Raw genomic sequence first — 21,308 nt, forward strand, 5'->3', positions numbered from 1 at the left:
ATTGCTCTGGTGTGCTTTTTCTTTTGGTGAAAAAAGTGAAATACTTCTATTGTAATAAGTGCAACTAAGACATTCACTTAAAAGCTTTTCGAACGGTACGTTTTCTTGGAATAGAAAGCATAATAAAAATTTTAAAAATATTTAACAAAAAATGTAGCAATTTATTTCGGAAACCGTTATATTAGTAAATACGGTAAAACAACTTAGAGGGGAGTGGAAATATTATGGAGACATTTAAAAAACTGAAACGCTTTTATTGGCCATACAAGAAATACTTTTTCTGGTCTTTATTCTTTTTAATTTTTGTAACAGCTATCACTGTTGTTTATCCCATAATTTTGCAAATTACGATCGATGAAGTGGTTAGACAATCAAGATATGAATTAATACCAGTGATTGGCATTTCTTTTCTTGGCTTAATGATAGTAAAAGGGGTTTCTATATTTTTCTTTCAGTACTTAGGAGACCTTTTCGGAATGACATCGGTTTATAAACTAAGAGAAGCTTTATATGATAAGCTTCAACGATTAGCATTTAAATATTATGACAATGCTAAAACAGGTGACATTATGTCGAGATTAACGGCTGATGTGGAAGGATTTCGCTTCTTTCTTTCTGTGGGGTTTGCAGAGCTTATTCGTGTTGTGTTGCTTATTCTGATTAGTTTGGGCATTATGTTCTATTACTCTGTTCCACTCGCACTCGTCACGATGGCTGCTATTCCTTTTCTTGCTATCGTTGTATTTAAGTTTGATAAACGGGTACATCCGGCATTTCGAGAAATCAGAAAATCCTTTGGCAGGCTTAACACCCGTGTGCAGGAAAACATTAGTGGAATGAATACAGTTAAATCCTTATCAAGAGAGGACTTTGAAATTGGAAGGTTTTCAACGAATAATGATAACTATCGGCAAAACTATTTGAAAACCTCTTCGCTTTGGGCAAAGTATTTTCCCTTTATGGAATTCATCGGTAATGTTTGTGTCGTAGCATTATTGGCGTACGGTGGATATCTGGTGATGCAAGGAAGTTTAATGTTGGGTGAGCTCGTTGCGTTTTTTAGTTTAGTATGGTATATTCTCGGACCATTAATGAATCTAGGTTTTATCGTGAATCAGTTTTCACAGGCGAAAGCTTCCGGTGAAAGGCTTATTGAGATCCTGGATGCAAATGAAGATATTGTTGAAAAAGAAAATGCGGTTGTTGAGCCACTCAAAGGTCATGTTACGTTTCATGACGTTACATTAAATTACATTGAAGGTGATGATGCTGCACTTTCTCATATCAGCTTCGATGCACCGCCTGGAAAGGTAATTGGACTAATTGGTGCAACTGGGTCCGGTAAAACAAGTATAACACAGCTTATTACTCGTTTTTATGAGCCGCAGCATGGTGAGGTATTAGTTGATGGAAGACCTGTAGCAGACTATAAATTGAAAAACCTCAGGAAACATATTGGTTTCGTATTACAAGAACCGTTTTTATTCTCTACCTCGATTCGCGAAAATATTGCATATGGAAATCCAGATGTAACAGGGGAGCAAATCATAGATGCTGCTAAACGTGCGCAGGCACATGATTTTATAATGGAAATGCCAGATGGCTATGAAACAATGCTTGGTGAACGAGGCATGGGGTTATCTGGTGGGCAAAAACAACGGATAGCAATTGCCAGAGCGATTTGTATCAATCCAAGTATTCTAGTTTTAGATGATGCCACATCCGCAGTAGATATGGAAACAGAATTTAAAATTCAGCAAGCATTGAGAGAGGTAATGAAAGGGCGAACAACGTTTATTATTGCTCACCGCATTTCTTCTTTAAAATATGCAGATGAAATTATAGTGTTGGAAGATGGTAAAGTTGTGGAGCGTGGTACACATGAATTTCTTGTGAAGAATCATGGTCCATATGAACGTATTTATAATATCCAATATCAGGACAGGGAAGAGATCATGAATGCTGTTCATTAACAGGGGGTGACGTTTTATGGGAAACACTGAAACAAAGAGAGAAAGCCGGCACTTAAAACGGTTTTATTATACCGTCGATCAGACAATTGAAAAACCATTTAACTGGCAGCAGATGGGAAGGTTACTGCAATTTTTAAAACCATATGCGAAAACCTACCTTCCCGCAGCAATCATCGCAATGCTTATTTCAACGATAATTAGGCTTGCGATACCTATTCTGATTGGGAAAGTAGCTATTGACATCGCACTTGAAGAAAATAATGTGTCTTTACTAATCCAGCTTGTTGTTGGTATAGCTATCATGTACTTGATTAGTTATGTAGCGAATACGCTGCGGATTAAATGGGTGAATATTCTTGGTCAAAATGTGATTTACGATCTAAGACACACATTATTTTCGCATGTACAGCGATTATCACATCGATTTTTTGATAGCCGATCAGCTGGATCTATTCTGGTTCGAATATTGAATGATATTAATTCCTTGCAAGAGTTGTTTACGAATGGAATTATCAATTTATTAATGGATGCTTTTATGTTGGTTGGAATCATTGTAATACTATTTGTACTAAGTCCTCCACTTGCATTTGCAGTAATTATTGTTATTCCATTAATGTTTTTTATCTCAACGAGGCTGCGAAGAAAGATTCGTCGTTCGTGGCAAGAAGTACGTCAGCATCAATCACGTATGAATTCGCATTTAAATGAAGGGCTACAAGGAATGCGAATTACACAATCCTTCTCTCAGGAAAAAGAAAATGCAGAATTTTTTGATGGGGTAAATAAAGGCTATTTCAACAGTTTTAAAGATGCGGCGAAAAAAAGTGCAATGTTTCGACCGCTAGTAGAGATCTGTGATGCTATCGGAACGATTATATTAATCGCGTTTGGATCATATTTAATTTTGAGTGAGGTTATCGAGATTGGTACATTCGTTTCTTTCGCATTTTTCCTTGGAATGTTCTGGGAGCCTATTTCAAGGCTTGGTCAAATGTATAACCAGTTATTAATGGCGATGGCATCATCCGAGCGTATTTTTGAATTCTTAGATGAACAGCCCAACGTAGAAGAGAAACAAGATGCCTACGCCTTAAAAAAGATGAAAGGTCAAATTGAATTTGACCGTGTTGGTTTTTCTTATAATGAAGAACGGATAGCCTTGCATGAAATTTCACTTGAGATGAAGGCGGGGCAAACAGTTGCGCTGGTCGGCCATACAGGAAGCGGAAAATCAACAATAGCAAATTTGATTAGTCGATTTTATGATCCGACAACAGGTGCTGTTAAAGTTGATGGACATGATTTAAGAGAAGTAAAGCTAGATAGTTTAAGGCAGAAGATTAGTGTTGTATTACAGGATACTTTTATTTTTTCTGGAACGATTATGGAAAATATTCGCTTTGGGCGTCCAGCGGCATCGGATGAGGAGGTCATAGAAGCTGCAAAAGTTGTCGGTGCTGATGATTTTATACAGCGGCTCGCATATGGCTACCAAACAGAGGTAGAAGAGCGCGGGAATATTCTTTCTGCAGGTGAAAGGCAGCTACTTTCCTTTGCGAGGGCATTACTGGCTGACCCAACTATTATTATTCTTGATGAAGCAACAGCTAGTATTGACACTGAATCCGAAGTGAAAATTCAACAAGCATTACGAAAGCTGCTAAAAGGAAGAACTTCGATAATTATTGCTCATCGCTTATCAACGATTCGAGAGGCAGACAATATTTTTGTATTGGAGCAAGGTCGAATATTAGAGCAGGGGAGCCACCAGGAATTAATGGATAAACAGGGAAAGTATTTTGAACTTGTGAAGTCACAATTTACCATGCTTGATGCTATATAAAACAGATTTAGGAGCAACTTTCAACATGAAAGTTGCTCCTAAACTTTTGCAGGCGTATATTAGATACAGAGAATTATTTTTGGAGGGTTAGAAATGGTAAAGGACTATGCTGTTATAGGGCTTGGTAGATTTGGTGGTAGTATTTGTCGGGAACTCTCTAAAGAGGGGAAGCAAGTTCTGGCAATTGATAACGATGAAAACCGAGTTAATGAATATAAAAAGATTGCATATCATTCGGTTATTGCAGATACAACAGACGAAGATACGTTAAAGGATATTGGGATTCAAAACTTTGATCACGTTATAGTAGCGATTGGAGAGAACATTCAAGCGAGTATTTTGACCGCTGTTATTCTTGTTGACCTTGGAATAAAGAAAATAACTGTGAAAGCTAAAAATGATTATCACGAAAAGATCTTAGATAAAATTGGTGTGCATCATATTGTGCATCCTGAGCGTGATATGGGGCGGAAAATTGCGCACAGTATTATTTCACATAACATATTGGATTACCTTGAATTATCAGATGAACATAGTATTGTAGAGGTGAAGGCTGGAGAAAAAATGATTGGTAAATCCTTGATTGATCTAGATGTTCGGGCGAAATATGGCTGCAATATTGTAGCTATTAAACAAGGCAGATCAATTAATGTTTCGCCGAGTGCGGAAGATGCATTACAGGAAAATGATGTTTTAATCGTGATTGGGGCCGATGAAGATATTTCGAGGTTTGAAAGGAATCTTGTTATCGATGATTAAAAAAGACATGGAAGAAAATTCTTCCATGTCTTTTTAGAGGTTGTTCAAAAGTCCGGTGAAAATGACACATCGAATTTCTTCGTTGGCTTGCTTTTCTGTTCCTCACGTATTAAATCCATACGTTCCGGTACTCAAAGCTACGCCGCCTCGAACTTCTCGGTCCTTTTCATCCTCCTTTTGAACACGTACTTATACTTAAACTTCCATGATAATAGGTAAAATCATAGGTCGACGTTTTGTTTTTTCATAAAGGAATGGAGCAATTGTATCTGTAATCTCATTTTTAATTTCAGACCATTGCGTTGTTCTTCTTTCCATCACTTTATTTAAATGAGAAGATACAAGCTTTTGTGCTTCGTTAATCAAGTCTTCGGATTCTCTCATGTATACAAAGCCCCGAGAAATAATATCCGGACCTGAAGCGATTTTAAATTCTTTCATGTTGATACTTACGACTACTATTACGAGTCCTTCTTCAGAAAGAATTCTACGGTCTCGTAACACAATATTGCCAATATCACCAATACCACTACCATCAACATAAATCGAACCAGAAGGGATCTTGCCGGATATGGAAGCCTGGTCTTTACTCAGTGCAAGAACATCCCCATTATCCATAATAAATGAATGATCAGGTTCTACGCCACAAGATTCGGCTAGTTTGATATGTTCTTTTAGCATACGGTATTCCCCGTGAATCGGCATAAAGAATTTTGGTTTAATCAAGCGAAGCATTAATTTTTGCTCTTCTTGACTCCCATGACCAGATGTATGAATATTGCTTAGTTTACCGTGAATAACATCTGCACCGGCACGATACAATTTATTAATTGTTTTGCTAACACTAACGGTATTGCCAGGGATTGGTGAGGAAGAAAATACAACCGTGTCACCAGGTATAATTTGGATTTGTCTATGTGTACCATTAGCGATTCGAGATAGAGCTGCCATCGATTCGCCTTGAGAGCCTGTACAAAGAATCGTTACTTCATTTGCTGGGAATCGGTTAATTTGATTTCCTTCAATAAATGTCTCTTTAGGCGCTTGGATGTACCCTAACTCTAAACCGATATTGATGGCGGACTCCATACTACGTCCAAACACAGCTACTTTACGGTTGTGCCTGACAGCTGCTTCTACTACTTGCTGTAAACGATAAATATTCGATGCAAATGTAGCGAATATCAGTCTTCCATCAACACGGCTGAAGATATCGTGAATGCTTTGACCAACAACTCGTTCTGACATTGTAAATCCTGGAACTTCACTATTTGTGCTATCGGATAAAAGGCAGAGTACACCTTCCTTGCCGATTTCAGCCATTTTTGTAAGATTAGCTGGTTCACCAACAGGAGTAAAGTCGAATTTGAAGTCACCAGTATGAACAATATTTCCTGGTGGGGTTTTTACGACAATTCCATATGAATCAGGGATACTGTGTGTTGTACGGAAAAAACTGACGGAAGTTTTACGGAATTTAATAACATCATCTTCTTGTATTGTAATTAATTTAGCACTTCTTAATAAGCCGTGCTCATCCAATTTATTGCGAATTAATCCGATTGCTAGTGGTCCTGCATAAATAGGCACATTTACTTCACGCAAGAGAAAAGGAATTCCACCAATATGGTCTTCGTGACCGTGAGTTACGAATAAACCTTTTATTTTATCCTGATTTTGTACGATGTACGTATAGTCAGGGATAACATAGTCGATTCCTAATAATTCATCCTCTGGGAATTTAATCCCAGCATCGATAAGAATGATTTCATCCTGGAATTGGACAGCGTACGTGTTTTTTCCGATTTCACCTAGTCCACCTAAGGCAAAAACGGCTGTTTGATCATTTTTGACAAATTTCATAACTTACACGTTCTCCAACTGAAGTTTTCCAGTTTCTTTCTCGTAATTTAGATGTGCCTCATCTAGTTCTTGGATATATTCGATGTTATATTTCCGATCTTTTAATTTCTTTCTTACCTCTCTAATTGAATCCGCTTCAACGTAGGTGCTTTCTGTGCGTTCGCGAACAGGAACTTCACTAGGATCCTTTTGATATAAAACTTTAAAAATCATTTCATCTCTCCTAACATATTTCTATATTTTTTTGTTCAACTAATAGGAGCTATGCCTGTAATAGGCGATAACCCATTTTAAATTGGATGTTATTACCTTTCCGTAAAAACTTTCGCCTGGCATGTTTCCGTCGCAATACCAGTTTATCGTTAAATATCATTCGTTGGTGTGATTGGTTGCATCCTTGGTAGTCTTATTTAAAAGTCGTAGGTACACGTCCTTCTTTGCCTAAAAAGTCTCTCCACCGTTTCTTCAGCTTATCTTTTAGGCGCTTTAGCATGAGGACACACGTCTCCTTTCAGATATCTAGAAAAAGCAACAAAACATTCTACCGTCCAATCCTCTTATATACAGTATAGTACGAAATGAGGAAGATTTAAATAAAAATACATCATTTTTAAAAAAATAATCAAAAAGTCTAGCAAGTTTTAGTTGTAATTTTATCTTTTACATGGAATGAAATCTTATACATTTTGGTAAAGTACTTCATCTGCAGCAAAGCGTAAGTGCCCGGTTGAAGGTGAGTGGAGAGTAAGGTCTGGAGCTGAACGGGTCATGCTGTTTAATAGCTATCCACAGCAATCATCCCGGTGTAAGAAAAAAGGTGTCCATAAAAACAGACACCTTGCTAATTATTCGATTGCGGTGGAATTATCAGGTATTGAGAATGGATTATTTGGATTGATACGATCGTAAAACATAATTCCATTAAGATGGTCGATTTCATGTTGAAATACGACAGCAGGGTATCCTTTTAATCGTAGCTTTATTGGTTTTCCGTCCATGTCGGTTGCTTTCACTGTGATTCTTGCATGTCTTGGAACATAACCTTCAACAGCCCGATCCACCGAAAGGCAGCCTTCTCCACCAGCTAAATAGGATTGTTCAACGGAATGACTGATGATTTTGGGGTTTACTAAACCGTAGCTATATAATTTTCCGTTAAAATCTTCAAAATGAATGGCAATGAGTTTTTTTTCGATACCAAGTTGAGGAGCAGCAAGCCCAACTCCAGCTCTTAAATCGTATTTTTTCGCGATTTCCTCGTCTTGACTATTCTTTAAAAACTGCAACATATCTTTTAATAGTTGTTTTTCATCATCATTAATCGGCATGTCCACTTCAGCAGCAATTTTTTTTAGAGAGGGGTGACCTTCACGGACAATATCTTTCATTGTTAGCATAATCAATTCATTACTCCTTACTGGTTATATTTTATGTAATAGAGGGTATAAAAATATTGATCCTCTTTTTTAATCCAATACCATACCATTGTATTATACTAACATAACTTCAATGAATAAATCATAATTTTAAATTTATATCTGATCAAGTTAGTACGTATTAGAAAATTGGACGAGGTTGTAATCCGGCATCACATTAAATTATATGTTGCAAAAGGTTCGAGACGTCGTAGCCCCTTGTACCGGCTTGCTCAGGATGTGTTCGGTGTTCGACATAGGACGTGCCGGTACATAGTCGAAGATCTCATGCTCTCGAATCGTCATTGTTACCGGAATTTTTGAACAATCTCTTAAAAAAGTCACCACTGTATGTAAGATTAGATTATGTTATACTTTAAAAATACTTAATGATAACTAGAAAACATAGGAGGAAGAAACGTGCATTTTAAGAAATTATTATTACTGATCTTATCAATTAGCTTGATGGTGTTGTTCACTGCATGTAACAGTCAATCAACTGAGGAGCAGATACATAATCATCTTGAAGAAGCAGTTACACTTGAAGAAGAATTTGAAAAACAACAAAGTGAAATTACGGACTTAGAATTAAAAGAACAAGAAATTTATAATCAAATTATTGATTTAGGTATGGATGACTTCGAAACAATTAAGGAATTATCAAATCAAGCATTAGAAATAATTGAGCAACGAAAAGAAAAAATAGGACTAGAGAAAGATAGTATTGTAAGTTCAAAAGAAGAATTCAATGAGATTGAAGCGTTGCTTGATGACATTGAAAATCAAGAGCTAAAAGATATTACAGAGTCAATGTATGAAGTAATGAATAATCGTTATTCCGCTTATGAAGATCTTAATGGTGCTTACACGGAATCTTTAAAATTAGAACAAGAGCTATATGAGTTACTTCAGCAAGAAGATCTTGAGCAAGATAGATTAACAGATCAAATTAATTCAATTAATGAAAGCTATGAACAAGTGCTTCATTCCAATGAAGCATTTAATAACTACACAGTTGAATACAATGAATTTAAGAAAGAATTTTATGAAACGGCAGATATAGCAGTTTCATTTGAGGAATAAAATTTAAAAACAGACCTATAAACAAGCAGTTTGGGTCTGTTTTTTCATGCAAATTTTATGCTTATGGTAGCTGCACTTGAAAAAGTGACTGTTGGATAGTATATATAAACTGTGGATTAGTGTATTTAAATGGATTGTGCGTCTACTCGATCCGGAAATATACTTCGCTAGTATATGGAATTAATAAAAACGATATCGATGCGCTCCCGGACGGCGATTATTGCACATACTTGAAGAAAACAGCCGAGAAGTTAGTTCGCAGTTTCTTTCAACTTTACTATTGCAAAAAACATAACAAGGAATAGTGATTGAATTGTTCTAAGGCAATTTTACGTTCGCGGAATCTTGATACTTGTGATTGCAAATACAGCTTTTCCCGATATGTAAGGCTTTAGAGTTCGTAATGAACTGCTTCGACAAACTTAAACTTAATAATAGATACAGTTTAATAGTACAGTTCGAAAGCTATATTATAACAGTTAGATCTTGTTGTTCATCAAATACCTCCGCTTAAAATGTAAATCCTTTCATTTGCTTGAAATGTATAAGCAAACCTGTTGACCGAATATAAAAAATGGGTTACGATCTAGTAGCAAGCTGGATTGTATCAATAAACTTTACATAATTTATGTAACAGGTTATTATTTATTATGGGTTGTGATTATTTATGACCTTAATAGGGTACATCATTAATATATAATTTTTTGTAGAGATTTACCTTATTCTGGGTACGCTAGGAAAGACAATAATATTAAGGGTATAAAGAAAGGAAGAGGTGAACCATTTTGAAATATGTACTTGATAATGTTGAAAGTCAGTTCGAAATGTTCCAGATTCTAAATGAAGATGGGAAAATTGTGAATAAAAATAGTATGCCAGATCTATCGGATGAGGAATTGAAAGAGCTTATGCGTCGTATGGTTTATACACGTATCCTTGATCAGCGCTCAATTGCCCTAAACCGTCAAGGTCGCTTAGGTTTCTATGCTCCAACAGCAGGTCAGGAAGCTTCACAACTAGGAAGTCAATTTGCGCTGGAAAAAGAGGACTTTATTTTACCTGGTTATCGTGATGTTCCACAGTTAATTTGGCAAGGTCTACCATTATATCAAGCCTTTTTATTCTCGAAAGGACATTTTCACGGAAACCAATTCCCAGATGATTTACACGCACTAAGCCCACAAATTATTATTGGTGCACAATATGTTCAAGCGGCTGGTGTTGCTTTAGGAATCAAAAAGCGCGGCAAGAAAAATGTTGCGATCACATACACAGGTGATGGTGGTACTTCGCAGGGTGATTTCTATGAAGGAATTAACTTTGCAGGTGCATATAAAGCGCCAGCAATTTTCATTGTACAAAATAACCGCTTTGCTATTTCTGTTCCAGTAGAGAAACAAACAAATGCGAAGACATTAGCACAAAAGTCTGTTGCAGCTGGTATTGAAGGAATTCAAGTTGATGGTATGGACGTGTTAGCAGTTTACGCAGCAACGCAAGCAGCCCGCGAACGTGCAATCAATGGCGATGGACCTACTTTAATTGAGACACTAACATACCGCTTCGGTCCTCATACAATGTCTGGTGATGATCCAACCCGTTATCGTACAGAAGACATGGATAACGAATGGGAAAAAAGAGATCCACTTGTTCGCTTCCGCAAGTTCTTAGAAAGCAAAAAGCTATGGACGGAAGAAGATGAAAACAAAGTAATTGAAGAAGCAAAAGAAGATATTAAGCAGGCGATTAAACAAGCGGAACAACAACCAAAACAAAAGGTTACAGATTTAATCGGTAATATGTTTGAAGAACTTCCATCTAACCTACAGGAGCAAATGGAAATTTATAAAGAGAAGGAGTCGAAGTAAATCATGGCACAAATGACAATGATTCAAGCAATTACAGATGCAATGCGCGTTGAATTAAAAAATGATGAAAACGTGCTTGTGTTTGGTGAAGATGTTGGTCAAAACGGTGGAGTATTCCGCGCTACAGAAGGTTTGCAGGATGAATTCGGTGAAGACCGTGTATTCGACACTCCTCTTGCAGAATCAGGAATTGGTGGTCTGGCGATTGGGCTTGCATTACAAGGTTATCGCCCGGTTCCGGAGATTCAATTCTTTGGTTTCGTATATGAAGTAATTGATTCTATTAGTGGACAAATGGCTCGTATGCGTTACCGTTCTGGTGGACATCATACAGCACCAATTACAGTTCGTGCTCCATTTGGTGGAGGTGTGCACACACCTGAAATGCACGCTGATTCTCTCGAAGGATTAATGGCACAGCAACCAGGTCTTAAGGTTGTTATTCCATCAACTCCATATGAAGCAAAAGGATTGTTAATCTCAGCAATTCGCGATAATGATCCAGTTATTTTCTTAGAGCATATGAAGCTTTACCGTTCTTTCCGTGGTGAGGTTCCGGAAGGGGAATACACTGTAGAAATTGGGAAAGCAGATGTGAAAAAAGAAGGAAATGACGTTACATTAATTGCTTACGGTGCAATGGTACATGCATGTCTTAAAGCAGCAGAAGAACTTGAAAAAGACGGAATCAGCGCAGAAGTAATCGATTTACGTACTGTATCACCAATTGACTATGATACGGTTTTAGAATCTGTGAAGAAAACAAGCCGTGCAGTTGTTGTGCAAGAAGCACAACGTCAAGCAGGGGTAGCAGCGAATGTAGTTGCTGAAATTCAGGAAAGAGCAATTTTGCATCTTGAAGCACCTGTATTACGAGTAGCGGCAGCAGATACGGTTTATCCGTTCTCGGACGCTGAAGAGGTTTGGTTACCAAACCATCAAGATATTATTGAAAAAGTAAACACTGTAATTAATTTTTAAATAGAAGACAGGAGGTAAGATGTATGGCATTTGAATTTAAATTCCCAGATATCGGGGAAGGTATTGCTGAAGGCGAAATTGTAAAATGGTTCGTTAAAGATGGCGATGAAATAAAAGAGGACGACGTACTATGCGAAGTTCAAAATGATAAAGCTGTTGTTGAGATTCCTTCACCAGTAGAAGGAACAATCAAAAAGATACATGTTGCAGAAGGTGAGGTAGCAAATGTAGGAAACGTATTTGTTACCATTGATGCTGAAGGTTATGAGTCTGATGATAGTGGTCAGGAAGAAGCGGCAGCTGACAAACAAGCAACAGAGGAGCCTGCAAAGGAAGCTCCAAAAGATGCTAAAGAAGAACCTGCAGAAACAGAAGGTAAACGAGTTATTGCAATGCCTTCTGTAAGAAAATACGCTAGAGAAAACAACGTAACTATTGAAGCAGTTAGTGGCACTGGTAAAAATGGTCGTATCCTAAAAGCTGATATTGACAGCTTCCTAAGTGGTGACCAACCGGCAACACAAACGGAACAAACAACTGAAGAAGCAGTTGATACGCAAGCTGCAAAACCAGCTGCAGTTCCAACTGGCAGCTACCCAGAAACTCGCGAGAAGATGACAAATATCCGTAAATCAATCGCGAAAGCAATGGTTAACTCTAAATCAAAAGCACCACATGTAACGTTGATGGATGAAATCGATGTAACAGAGCTTGTTGCACACCGTAAGAAGTTTAAAGCAGTTGCAGCTGAACAAGAAATTAAATTAACGTACTTACCATATGTTGTGAAAGCACTTGTGTCGGCGTCTAAAAAATTCCCAATTCTAAACTCATGGATTGACGATTCAACAGACGAGATTGTTCAAAAGCATTACTATAATATCGGTATCGCTGCTGATACAGACAAAGGATTACTTGTACCTGTTGTAAAAGATGCTGATAAGAAATCCATCTTTGAAATTTCAGCTGAGATAAATGAATTGGCAGGAAAAGCTCGTGATGGTAAACTAAAACCAGATGAGATGAAAGGGGCTTCTAACACAATTTCAAACATTGGTTCAGCAGGTGGGCAATGGTTTACACCAGTATTGAATTACCCTGAAGCTGTAATTCTTGGAATTGGTCGTATTGCCGAGAAGCCAATTGTTCGTGATGGGGAGGTTGTCGTTGCTCCAGTTCTTGCTTTATCTCTAAGCTTTGATCATCGTATCGTTGATGGTGCAACTGCACAGCTAGCTTTAAACCAAATTAAACGATTACTAAATGATCCACAATTAATTATGATGGAGGCGTAGGTAATGGTAGTAGGAGATTTTCCGGTAGAAGTAGATACACTGGTTGTTGGAGCAGGTCCTGGTGGTTATGTTGCTGCTATCCGTGCTGCACAATTAGGACAAAAAGTGACGATTGTTGATAAAGGTGCTTTAGGGGGAGTTTGTCTAAATGTTGGATGTATTCCATCAAAAGCATTGATTCAAGCGGGTCATTTGGCAGAAAGTGCAAAAGGCTCTGAAGAACTAGGAATCAAATCAGAAGGTGTGACAATTGACTTTTCCAAGGTTCAAGAGTGGAAAGGCAGCGTTGTTAACAAATTAACATCTGGTGTTGAAGGCCTTCTTAAAGGGAATAAAGTAGACATCGTAAAAGGGGAAGCATATTTCGTAGATAAAAACACTGCGAAAGTTATGGACGATAAGTCTTCTCAAACATATAAATTCAAACATTGTATCGTTGCAACTGGTTCATCACCAATTGAAATTCCAACATTCAAATTTTCAGATCGTGTACTCGATTCAACAGGAGCTTTGAACTTGAAAGAAGTTCCTAAGAAATTAGTGGTTATTGGTGCTGGATATGTTGGAAGTGAGCTAGGTTCTGCTTATGCAAACTTCGGAACAGAAGTTACTTTCCTTGAGGGTGCAAAAGATATCCTAAGTGGATTTGAAAAGCAAATGACACAGCTTGTTAAAAAGCGCTTGAAGAATAAAGGTGCTACAATCATCACTGAAGCGATGGCTAAAGGTGTTGAAGAGTCAGCTGACGGTGTGAAAGTTACGTATGAAGCTAAAGGAAAAGAAGAAACAATTGAAGCAGATTACGTACTTGTAACGGTTGGCCGTCGTCCGAACACAAGTGAAATCGGCTTAGAACAAGCTGGAATTGAGCTTGATGAAAAAGGACTTGTTAAAATCGATAAACAATGTCGTTCTTCTGTAGACAATATATTCGCCATCGGTGATATTGTTGCAGGTCCTCCGCTTGCTCATAAAGCATCCTATGAAGGAAAAATTGCTGCTGAAGTAATTGCTGGAGAAAAATCTGAAATCGATTATCTTGGTGTGCCAGCCGTAGCATTTACAGATCCAGAACTTGCAACTGTTGGAATGACAGAAAAAGACGCAAAAGATGCTGGTTATGATGTGAAAGTAGGGAAATTCCCATTTGCTGCAAATGGTCGTGCGTTGTCCTTAAACAATAGTGACGGATTCTTGAAATTAATCAGCCGTAAAGAAGATGGCTTAGTAATTGGTGGCCAAATTGCTGGTCCAAATGCGAGTGATATGATTTCGGAAATCGGACTTGCTATTGAAGCAGGAATGACTGTTGAAGATATCGCATTAACTATCCATGCTCATCCAACGTTAGGTGAGATTACAATGGAAGCTGCAGAAGTGGCACTTGGAACTCCAATTCATATGTTATAAGATATTGAATATGAACGTTATTAAAAAGGATGCCTTTTAGTTTAAGGCATCCTTTTTATCTTCTTCTAAAGTGACCTCTAGCTGCTCCATAATTTCATCTTTGGGCATGTTGCGAGATAGCTGTGCAACCGTCTGACCATTTTTTTGAATGATAAGAGTAGTACCTTTTGTGTCTAAGGGTATATCCATTTCTGTGGGATCGATTTCAACCATTTTTGCATCTGCAAATTCATAAGGGTATTCTGCTTTTAAATCAATAATGGCATCAATGTATATTTCATCAATTTCTTCAATTGATTCTTCTGGGATAATCATGACATTATATTCCGTCGGATTAAACGAAATAGCCTCAACGACTTCGTCTTTAGACTGACAACCTGTAAGTAAAATTAGTAGGGTAGAAATCATCAATAAGAACTTGTTCATCAACTTTTATTCACTTCCTCATTGTGAATTTATCTCATGACAATGTAAAGATAGTTTATCAAATGAATAGTGCACTTTAGATAATGTTATCGAACTGTTATTAAAATGAAAATCTATTGTCGGAAATTGTAAACATGAAGCAACATTGTTTGGGGTATATAATAGAAGTGGATTATATTGGTATATCGTGAAGTCATTTCCTATTTGGTTTGTACAGGAATATTTTTCGATCGGAAATGACAGTTGTTTCACGAATGCTTTATACTAAATCTAGTAATCTATTCTTACAGCTAGGAGGAGGTTCTACATATGAAACGTATTACATTCTTTATCCTTGTTATTGGTTTTGCAATTCTATCAGCCTGTGCAAGCGATACAGAAACGACGAGTCAGGGAAAATCACCATCTGCAAATGGAGAAAATGAAGAGCAGAATCAGACAGCAGAGAACGAAAAACAAGGTGAGGATGAGGTGAAGGAAGAAGAATCTGAAGAAGAGAAGGCTACGGACGAGCCTTCTATTGAAGCCCAGTATACAATTTCGGAAAATTGGTCAGTAATTCCAATAGAAGCAGAAACGAATGAAGATGTTGTCTTGTTGACAATTGATGATGCGCCTGATAAGTATGCTGTTGAAATGGCCAAAACATTAAAAGAATTAGATGCTGGGGCGATCTTCTTTGTAAATGGACATTTTATTGATACACCTGAAGAAGAGGAAATGCTCAAAGAAATTCATGAAATGGGCTTTATGATTGGAAATCATACGTTTACACATGCAACATTACCAGAGATATCTGAAGAAGAACAGAAAGAGGAGATTATAAGTCTAAGTGATCGTATAGAAGAGATTATTGGTGAACGTCCGTTATTCTTCCGAGCCCCGCACGGTGCTAATACAGAATATTCAATTCAAGTTGCCGAAGAAGACGGTATGACAGTAATGAACTGGACGTACGGCTATGATTATTTCGAGCCTTATATGAATGCGGAAAAGCTTACGGAAGCAATGATTTCAGGAGAAGGGCCAGAGGTGGATGTACCGTATTCATTATTGAAACCGGGAGCGAATTTACTCATGCATGATCGGGAATGGACAGCTCAAAGCTTACCGAGCATTGTCGAAGGCTTAAGAGAAAAAGGGTACGAGATAGTTGACCCAACACTTATCGAAACAAAATGAAGGGTAATTAATAAACCAGTTACAAACCTTACTGAATTCAATCATGAGAAGTTCAGATTTAACGTATAATGGACACAACCATAAGCCTTCATACATATGGTTGTGTTTTTTTTTTTATGAATTTTAGAAGGAATAGCAATAAGTCCTCTTATTCAATGGGATATCTCTAAATATGTTATACTAATTAACTATTGACTCTTATAATGTGTCATATTATAATATGAATATGTTATCAATAAAGTTGGAAAAGGGGATGACTTAATGGGTACAATAATTTGTCAAGATTGCCAACAAGTTATTGAAGATTACGAAGATGAAAAAGTAACAACTCTTTACGGTACATGTCCTACTTGTGATAAAAAATAATACAATTATAGGCTAAGCTACATTATATAGTGTAGCTTATTTTTTTGCATATACAGGGAAACGGTAAACGAACAGGTTAATTAATTCCCGTTTACCAAATAGAAGTAGATATGTATTATAATAAGTATCACGGAAAAACTTATTGATATAGGTCTATATGCACATAAGGTATAATGAGGTGAATAAGAATAATGAGTTATGAGTACCCGATAGATGAGACGTGGTCAACGGAAGAGATCATAGATGTTGTGAATTTTTATTCACTTGTGGAAAAAGCTTACGAAAAAAAAGTAAGTCGCGAAGAAATTCTATTGCTGTATCGTAGATTTAAACAGATCGTACCTTCAAAAAGCGAGGAAAAGAAGCTGTTTACAGCATTCGCAGACTCATCAGGCTATTCGTGTTACCATACTGTCAAAAAAGCGAGAGATTCAGCCGACGACTTTATTAAAATGTAATAATGCTGGTATTACCGTTTAGAAAAGCAAAGACCTTATTCACATACAGGTGAATAAGGTCTTTTTTTCTTAAGGTTTTTGTAACGGGTAAGATCAGCTAGTTACGAGATTGTAGTGCTAATTGATAAAATGGGAGTAAGGTATGAAAGGTTCGTTTCGCTGTATCGACTAAATCTCCTCCATTTGCAGCTAAATCACTTTCAGATGGAACATGAATTCCGATTAAAAACTCCGCTTTTTTTACATCTCTAAAGCGTTCGAGATGTTTCATCTCCAAATCCTGAAGCGTTATGGAATCTTTGCTCATATGATCTAAAGAAACAACGAAATTGTCTGGAAGCTGTTTAATTTTATCAAATGCTGAAATAAACGATTTCGCAATTTCTTGTTTATTTGGTAATTCGTAAATTAGTGCTAGCCACATAAATAGATGATCATCAAACAAACCTATTTGAAAGTGTGGGTGTTTTTTGTATCCTCGTTTATTATCTGCTATTGCCAGCCAGGTATCCTTTGGGGGATTTACGGTTCTCCTTGCGTGTTTAGCAATATGTAAATACATTTCATTTCCTAATTGTGCTGCTACATAGTCAGCGAGTTCAGATCCGATTTCTTGGAACTTCGGCTGAATTCTTGTTTGGATTGCTTCCATTCTTTCATCAAGACCATCTATCGTAAATGTTTCAAAATCTTCACGTCTAAATCCTTGAAAAGTCAAAAGTTTCATTCCTTCCTTCATGCATGTTATTTATAATAATTATTATTAAATATAGAAGGTTGTAAGTCAAGTTATACATACTTATTGATTCTGTAACAGAAAACATTGGCAATATGGTGTGAAAGCTTTAAATGTTAAGTTTCAACCCTCTGTGATCAGGCTTTAAAGAGAACTGAAATTCTCAGTTATGTTTAAAAAGGCTAAAAACGGGAAATGATAATAAAAATAATCATTAATTTCAGAAAAGCTATGAACAATATAATTTCCAAGTCATAAAATAAAGAAAACACATGAAACTGATAAAACAAGCTCTGAGAAAGGAAGTGGCGAAGTTGAAATATGTTATGGAAGCGTTAAGGAGAAAAGAGGCTGAAGAGCGACTGCCTGTTATCCGAATGGAGATTGATTATGAGCTGGTAACGCTTTATGATGCGATGCAAGCTAATGATAAAGTTTCAATTATTAAAGCTAAGGAACGTCTAGAGGATTTAAGGAAACAGATGTTACAAATTGAAAATGAGCACGCTTAATAACTGACCTCAATATGTATTGGAAGCATTAGGAAATACTCGAATACATATTGGGGTCATTCATATACAATGACGGGGTCCCTTCATTTTGTTACAATTGGAATTATAATCATAATAGTGGAGGGCGTACATATGGATAAAGCGATTCGCAATGACATATATGATCAAGCTGTAAAATGGGTGTTGGAAGCAGGGACGATCATTCGAGATGAAATGAATGCTCCATTGAACATTGAAACGAAATCAAATCCAAATGATCTTGTTACGGTATTGGACAAACGTATAGAAGCGTTCTTTGTTCAGAACATAAAGGAAAAATATAGCAATCATTTTATTATTGGAGAAGAGGGCTATGGTGATTCCGTTACATCTCTTGATGGAACAATTTGGATTATTGATCCAATTGACGGCACCATGAATTTTGTTCATCAAAGAAGAAACTTTGCAATATCTGTTGGCGTATATCAAGATGGTATTGGTGAAATCGGAATTATTTATGATGTGATGTCAGATGTGCTGTACCATGCGAAAAAGGGCGAAGGAGCTTACAAAAATAATCAGCAGTTACCTCAGCTTACTTCAGATGTTAAATTAACAAATGCAATTATAGGAATGAACCATTTTTGGTTGTGTGAGAATAGACTTATAGATGAAAAAACGATGCAGAATTTTGTGAAGAAGGTACGAGGCACGAGAACGTATGGATCTGCTGCATTAGAGTTTGCTTATACGGCAGAAGGAATTGAAAACGGATATTTATCCATCGGACTCGCGCCGTGGGATGTAGCAGCTGGTATTGTCATTGTGAATGAAGTTGGCGGTGTGACGAGTGATATAGATGGAAATGAAGTGAATATGCTTGAAAAAACATCGATACTTACTTGTAATCCGATCTTGAAGGACGAAATAATAACCTTTATCCGAAATGGAAGAAAGTGACGGGATTTTCGTCACTTTCTTTTTTTCTTTAATGATAAACCATAACCGAAAATTGCAAATCCGAGTATTAGGAATAATAAAATAAACCAAATATTGCGGAAAGCGATAGCGAGTCCAACAAGAAAGAACATCGCAACAACAAGAATAGCTAATAAAAGCATAGGAACATTAATATTCTTCATTTAAGCACCTCTATTTCAATAAATAGTATATATGAAAAAAACGTTTTCTTCAAAAAAAGTTAGACTGATAGAGAATACTATTTTTCGTGGCTGTACAAATATAAATTAAAATATGACCTTACGCTTGTTAGTGGCAGGAATATAAAAGATTTAGTATGATAATAGAAGAGCTTAGTGAATATTGGGGGATACATATGGATGGCTTTAGGTTTGTATTTGATTTTGTAGTAGAAAAAAATGGTGTAGAGAATATATTTTGGATATTTTATGTAATGAATTTTATTCTTTGTGCAATTGCTTATGAACTTGGGTTTGCTCGTAAATTGCCACCGCTAAAAAAGCTTTTTGTTTATATTTTATTGTTAATTGGAACCTATATATTAACAATATTTACTACTGTAATGCGTATGCCAACAATTGAAAGCCTTATCGTTATTATTTTTATATTGGCAGTATATAGAATTAGACTTCATTACCAGAGAAAAGCAGATAATAAATAAAAAACGCCAATTTTGGCGTTTTTTTATTAGAGGAAACGATAAACTTTAAAAAATTGGAAATAGACTACAAGTACTGGTCCACTTTTTTATTTTCGCGATAAAGTCTAAAATTTCCTGTAGAAAGTCTTTCGTTAGTTTTAACCTCAATTCGGCCATAGCAACTATTACACAGATACATATATATTCTTCTGTTTCTTAGTCGTTTTGCTTGAAGGCAATAATCTTCAATTTCTTCCACTTTATCACAAAGAGAGCACTTTACTTGCATTCTTTCACCTCTTACTTCAAAAAATAATCTGTATTTAAAAACTTCTTGTAAGTAGTATATCACAAGATATTCACTTTAGTAGGAGATCTTTTATGTTTGATAAGAACTATTCGGGGGAAGATAAGTATAAACTTAACAATATCTATTTAAAATGAAAGGAAGATTTCATGAAAAAAAGATATGTATTATCAGCAGTAGGAGCACTAGGTGCAGGAGTAGCAGGTTACTATTTAAAGGATGAACAAAATCGTAATAAAATTAAAGAGGCTGCAAACGTTGTTGCATCGAAGTTTAAACAAAATTCGCATTCGGATGACCATGATCATACATTTGAAAGCTCAGGTGTACCGGATCAATTAGAGGAGAAAGATTTAGAACAGCTAGAAAATTCCAAAATGGTATCAGAAGGATCACAGTTTGGTGTACAGTATTACAATGAAAAGAAAGAAGAAAACACTTCACGTAACCAAGAAATATAAGGTAACCCAGGCTTCTATAAGAAGCCTGGGTTTTATTCTGCACGATTGTCATGGTGATTAGATTGTTCACCTTCGATATCATCCAGCTTTTGTTGCTCTTCATCAGATAATATTTCTTTGTTTTGGTCTGGTTCGGCAGGTGGGTTGTTCATGATTGGAAATTCAGGCATATAGCGACCTACAATCGCTGCAAGTTCATCTACAAAGCCTTGAACAGGATGGCCTTGTGCCATTTTGTCTCCCATTCCCCTAATCCTCTCCATAACATCAGCATCGGCTACTACGATAGCTGTTTTTCCATATGGATCATGATAGAGTGCTTCGGAAACAGAATATTTAATTGTTCCTACCCGTGATCGATCAAGATCTTTATCAACATCAATCCCAACCACAGTGTAAGGACCAGCGACAATTGCAGCAGCATCATCCACACTTGGAACATCGCTAGCTACATTGGCTAGATGATTTGCAATTTCGGTATTGCTTAAATCTTCAAGTTTTGTTGGGTCTGAGTTTTTAACTTGGACTAATTGATTGTTTTCTTGTTCTTCTGCCAATGGGGGATCCTCCTGTTGTCCACATGCTGCCAGGAGTATAATTCCAACCAAAAATAATAATGTAAAATGCGGCTTCATTCAGCATTCCTCCTAATTATAGTAGCTGATGCCCTTATTTTGGTTAGAATAAATGAAAATATACAGTGAAGGATATAATTATATTGGTTGGCAGGAAAGTAAGTATAAAACTTTCTTACTGCGTATATGCAACAT

General features: G+C 36.6%; 23 protein-coding genes. 15 read left to right on the forward strand and 8 right to left on the reverse strand.

Annotation, left to right across the window (positions count from 1 at the left end):
• Nucleotides 1–224: 224 nt before the first annotated feature.
• The 3 genes from NYE61_RS00115 to NYE61_RS00125 all read left to right on the forward strand — a co-directional run bounded on the left by NYE61_RS00115 (nucleotide 225) and on the right by NYE61_RS00125 (nucleotide 4,575).
• Complete coding sequence (locus NYE61_RS00115) at nucleotides 225–1,973, forward strand: ABC transporter ATP-binding protein (RefSeq protein WP_118888984.1); 1,749 nt, start codon at nucleotides 225–227, stop codon at nucleotides 1,971–1,973.
• Nucleotides 1,974–1,989: 16 nt separating this feature from the next.
• Complete coding sequence (locus tag NYE61_RS00120; RefSeq protein ID WP_303448232.1) at nucleotides 1,990–3,816, forward strand: ABC transporter ATP-binding protein; 1,827 nt, start codon at nucleotides 1,990–1,992, stop codon at nucleotides 3,814–3,816.
• A 93-nt stretch (nucleotides 3,817–3,909) separates the two neighbouring features.
• A complete protein-coding gene (locus NYE61_RS00125; RefSeq protein ID WP_095308432.1) occupies nucleotides 3,910–4,575 on the forward strand; it encodes a TrkA family potassium uptake protein in 666 nt (221 codons plus the stop codon).
• A 195-nt stretch (nucleotides 4,576–4,770) separates the two neighbouring features.
• On the opposite strand, the gene rnjA is transcribed toward NYE61_RS00125, so the two are convergent.
• The 3 genes from rnjA to def form a co-directional block, all read right to left on the reverse strand.
• Nucleotides 4,771–6,438: a ribonuclease J1 gene (gene rnjA, locus NYE61_RS00130; RefSeq protein WP_118888982.1), complete on the reverse strand. Its 1,668-nt coding sequence runs from the start codon at nucleotides 6,436–6,438 to the stop codon at nucleotides 4,771–4,773.
• A gap of 3 nt (nucleotides 6,439–6,441) precedes the next feature.
• Nucleotides 6,442–6,651: a DNA-directed RNA polymerase subunit epsilon gene (locus NYE61_RS00135; protein ID WP_095308434.1), complete on the reverse strand. Its 210-nt coding sequence runs from the start codon at nucleotides 6,649–6,651 to the stop codon at nucleotides 6,442–6,444.
• Between the two features lie 632 nt (nucleotides 6,652–7,283).
• Entirely contained in the window at nucleotides 7,284–7,835 is a 552-nt protein-coding gene (gene def / locus NYE61_RS00140; RefSeq protein ID WP_095308451.1) for a peptide deformylase, read from the reverse strand.
• A gap of 438 nt (nucleotides 7,836–8,273) precedes the next feature.
• Here def and NYE61_RS00145 point away from each other — a divergent pair, with 438 nt between their 5' ends.
• The 5 genes from NYE61_RS00145 to lpdA all read left to right on the forward strand — a co-directional run bounded on the left by NYE61_RS00145 (nucleotide 8,274) and on the right by lpdA (nucleotide 14,490).
• Nucleotides 8,274–8,936, forward strand: coding sequence for a YkyA family protein (locus NYE61_RS00145; RefSeq protein WP_303448231.1), 663 nt, complete (start codon nucleotides 8,274–8,276; stop codon nucleotides 8,934–8,936).
• Nucleotides 8,937–9,760: 824 nt separating this feature from the next.
• The gene (gene pdhA / locus NYE61_RS00150) at nucleotides 9,761–10,804 is read left to right on the forward strand and encodes a pyruvate dehydrogenase (acetyl-transferring) E1 component subunit alpha (RefSeq protein ID WP_240033754.1); all 1,044 of its coding nucleotides are present in this window, start codon (nucleotides 9,761–9,763) and stop codon (nucleotides 10,802–10,804) included.
• A gap of 3 nt (nucleotides 10,805–10,807) precedes the next feature.
• Nucleotides 10,808–11,785: an alpha-ketoacid dehydrogenase subunit beta gene (locus tag NYE61_RS00155; protein WP_095308437.1), complete on the forward strand. Its 978-nt coding sequence runs from the start codon at nucleotides 10,808–10,810 to the stop codon at nucleotides 11,783–11,785.
• 23 nt (nucleotides 11,786–11,808) lie between these two features.
• Complete coding sequence (locus NYE61_RS00160; protein ID WP_251659077.1) at nucleotides 11,809–13,080, forward strand: dihydrolipoamide acetyltransferase family protein; 1,272 nt, start codon at nucleotides 11,809–11,811, stop codon at nucleotides 13,078–13,080.
• A 3-nt stretch (nucleotides 13,081–13,083) separates the two neighbouring features.
• Nucleotides 13,084–14,490 carry a dihydrolipoyl dehydrogenase gene (gene lpdA, locus NYE61_RS00165; protein WP_095308439.1) on the forward strand — a complete coding sequence of 469 codons (1,407 nt, stop codon included), beginning with the start codon at nucleotides 13,084–13,086 and terminating at the stop codon, nucleotides 14,488–14,490.
• A 36-nt stretch (nucleotides 14,491–14,526) separates the two neighbouring features.
• Here the strand turns inward: lpdA and NYE61_RS00170 are convergent, their stop codons facing one another.
• The gene (locus NYE61_RS00170) at nucleotides 14,527–14,898 is read right to left on the reverse strand and encodes a hypothetical protein (protein WP_303448230.1); all 372 of its coding nucleotides are present in this window, start codon (nucleotides 14,896–14,898) and stop codon (nucleotides 14,527–14,529) included.
• A gap of 327 nt (nucleotides 14,899–15,225) precedes the next feature.
• Between NYE61_RS00170 and NYE61_RS00175 the strand changes: the two genes are divergently transcribed.
• From NYE61_RS00175 to NYE61_RS00185, 3 genes are all read left to right on the forward strand, one after another.
• Nucleotides 15,226–16,098 (forward strand): polysaccharide deacetylase family protein, encoded by an 873-nt coding sequence (locus NYE61_RS00175; protein ID WP_303448229.1) that lies wholly within the window; start codon nucleotides 15,226–15,228, stop codon nucleotides 16,096–16,098.
• A 261-nt stretch (nucleotides 16,099–16,359) separates the two neighbouring features.
• A complete protein-coding gene (locus NYE61_RS00180) occupies nucleotides 16,360–16,464 on the forward strand; it encodes a GapA-binding peptide SR1P (protein ID WP_095308443.1) in 105 nt (34 codons plus the stop codon).
• A gap of 191 nt (nucleotides 16,465–16,655) precedes the next feature.
• Entirely contained in the window at nucleotides 16,656–16,922 is a 267-nt protein-coding gene (locus tag NYE61_RS00185; RefSeq protein ID WP_118888977.1) for a UPF0223 family protein, read from the forward strand.
• 97 nt (nucleotides 16,923–17,019) lie between these two features.
• Here NYE61_RS00185 and NYE61_RS00190 read toward each other — a convergent pair whose 3' ends face one another.
• A complete protein-coding gene (locus NYE61_RS00190) occupies nucleotides 17,020–17,640 on the reverse strand; it encodes a DUF1054 domain-containing protein (protein ID WP_118888976.1) in 621 nt (206 codons plus the stop codon).
• A gap of 332 nt (nucleotides 17,641–17,972) precedes the next feature.
• Here NYE61_RS00190 and NYE61_RS00195 point away from each other — a divergent pair, with 332 nt between their 5' ends.
• A complete protein-coding gene (locus tag NYE61_RS00195) occupies nucleotides 17,973–18,170 on the forward strand; it encodes a hypothetical protein (RefSeq protein ID WP_095308446.1) in 198 nt (65 codons plus the stop codon).
• Nucleotides 18,171–18,302: 132 nt separating this feature from the next.
• Nucleotides 18,303–19,109 (forward strand): inositol monophosphatase family protein, encoded by an 807-nt coding sequence (locus tag NYE61_RS00200; protein ID WP_095308447.1) that lies wholly within the window; start codon nucleotides 18,303–18,305, stop codon nucleotides 19,107–19,109.
• 11 nt (nucleotides 19,110–19,120) lie between these two features.
• Here NYE61_RS00200 and NYE61_RS00205 read toward each other — a convergent pair whose 3' ends face one another.
• Nucleotides 19,121–19,291 carry a DUF5325 family protein gene (locus NYE61_RS00205; protein WP_303448228.1) on the reverse strand — a complete coding sequence of 57 codons (171 nt, stop codon included), beginning with the start codon at nucleotides 19,289–19,291 and terminating at the stop codon, nucleotides 19,121–19,123.
• A 155-nt stretch (nucleotides 19,292–19,446) separates the two neighbouring features.
• Here NYE61_RS00205 and NYE61_RS00210 point away from each other — a divergent pair, with 155 nt between their 5' ends.
• Nucleotides 19,447–19,791: a YlaH-like family protein gene (locus tag NYE61_RS00210; RefSeq protein WP_251659071.1), complete on the forward strand. Its 345-nt coding sequence runs from the start codon at nucleotides 19,447–19,449 to the stop codon at nucleotides 19,789–19,791.
• Between the two features lie 64 nt (nucleotides 19,792–19,855).
• On the opposite strand, the gene NYE61_RS00215 is transcribed toward NYE61_RS00210, so the two are convergent.
• Nucleotides 19,856–20,059, reverse strand: a complete 204-nt coding sequence (locus tag NYE61_RS00215; RefSeq protein ID WP_095308453.1) for a YlaI family protein — start codon at nucleotides 20,057–20,059, stop codon at nucleotides 19,856–19,858.
• Between the two features lie 167 nt (nucleotides 20,060–20,226).
• On the opposite strand from NYE61_RS00215, the gene NYE61_RS00220 reads away from it, so the two are divergent.
• Nucleotides 20,227–20,538: a hypothetical protein gene (locus NYE61_RS00220; RefSeq protein ID WP_095308455.1), complete on the forward strand. Its 312-nt coding sequence runs from the start codon at nucleotides 20,227–20,229 to the stop codon at nucleotides 20,536–20,538.
• Between the two features lie 32 nt (nucleotides 20,539–20,570).
• Here the strand turns inward: NYE61_RS00220 and NYE61_RS00225 are convergent, their stop codons facing one another.
• Nucleotides 20,571–21,173, reverse strand: coding sequence for a YhcN/YlaJ family sporulation lipoprotein (locus NYE61_RS00225; protein WP_095308456.1), 603 nt, complete (start codon nucleotides 21,171–21,173; stop codon nucleotides 20,571–20,573).
• Between the last annotated feature and the right edge of the window lie 135 nt (nucleotides 21,174–21,308).

Origin of the sequence: Oceanobacillus sp. FSL W7-1304 (assembly GCF_037969805.1) — a bacterium.
GTDB lineage: Bacteria > Bacillota > Bacilli > Bacillales > Amphibacillaceae > Oceanobacillus > Oceanobacillus profundus.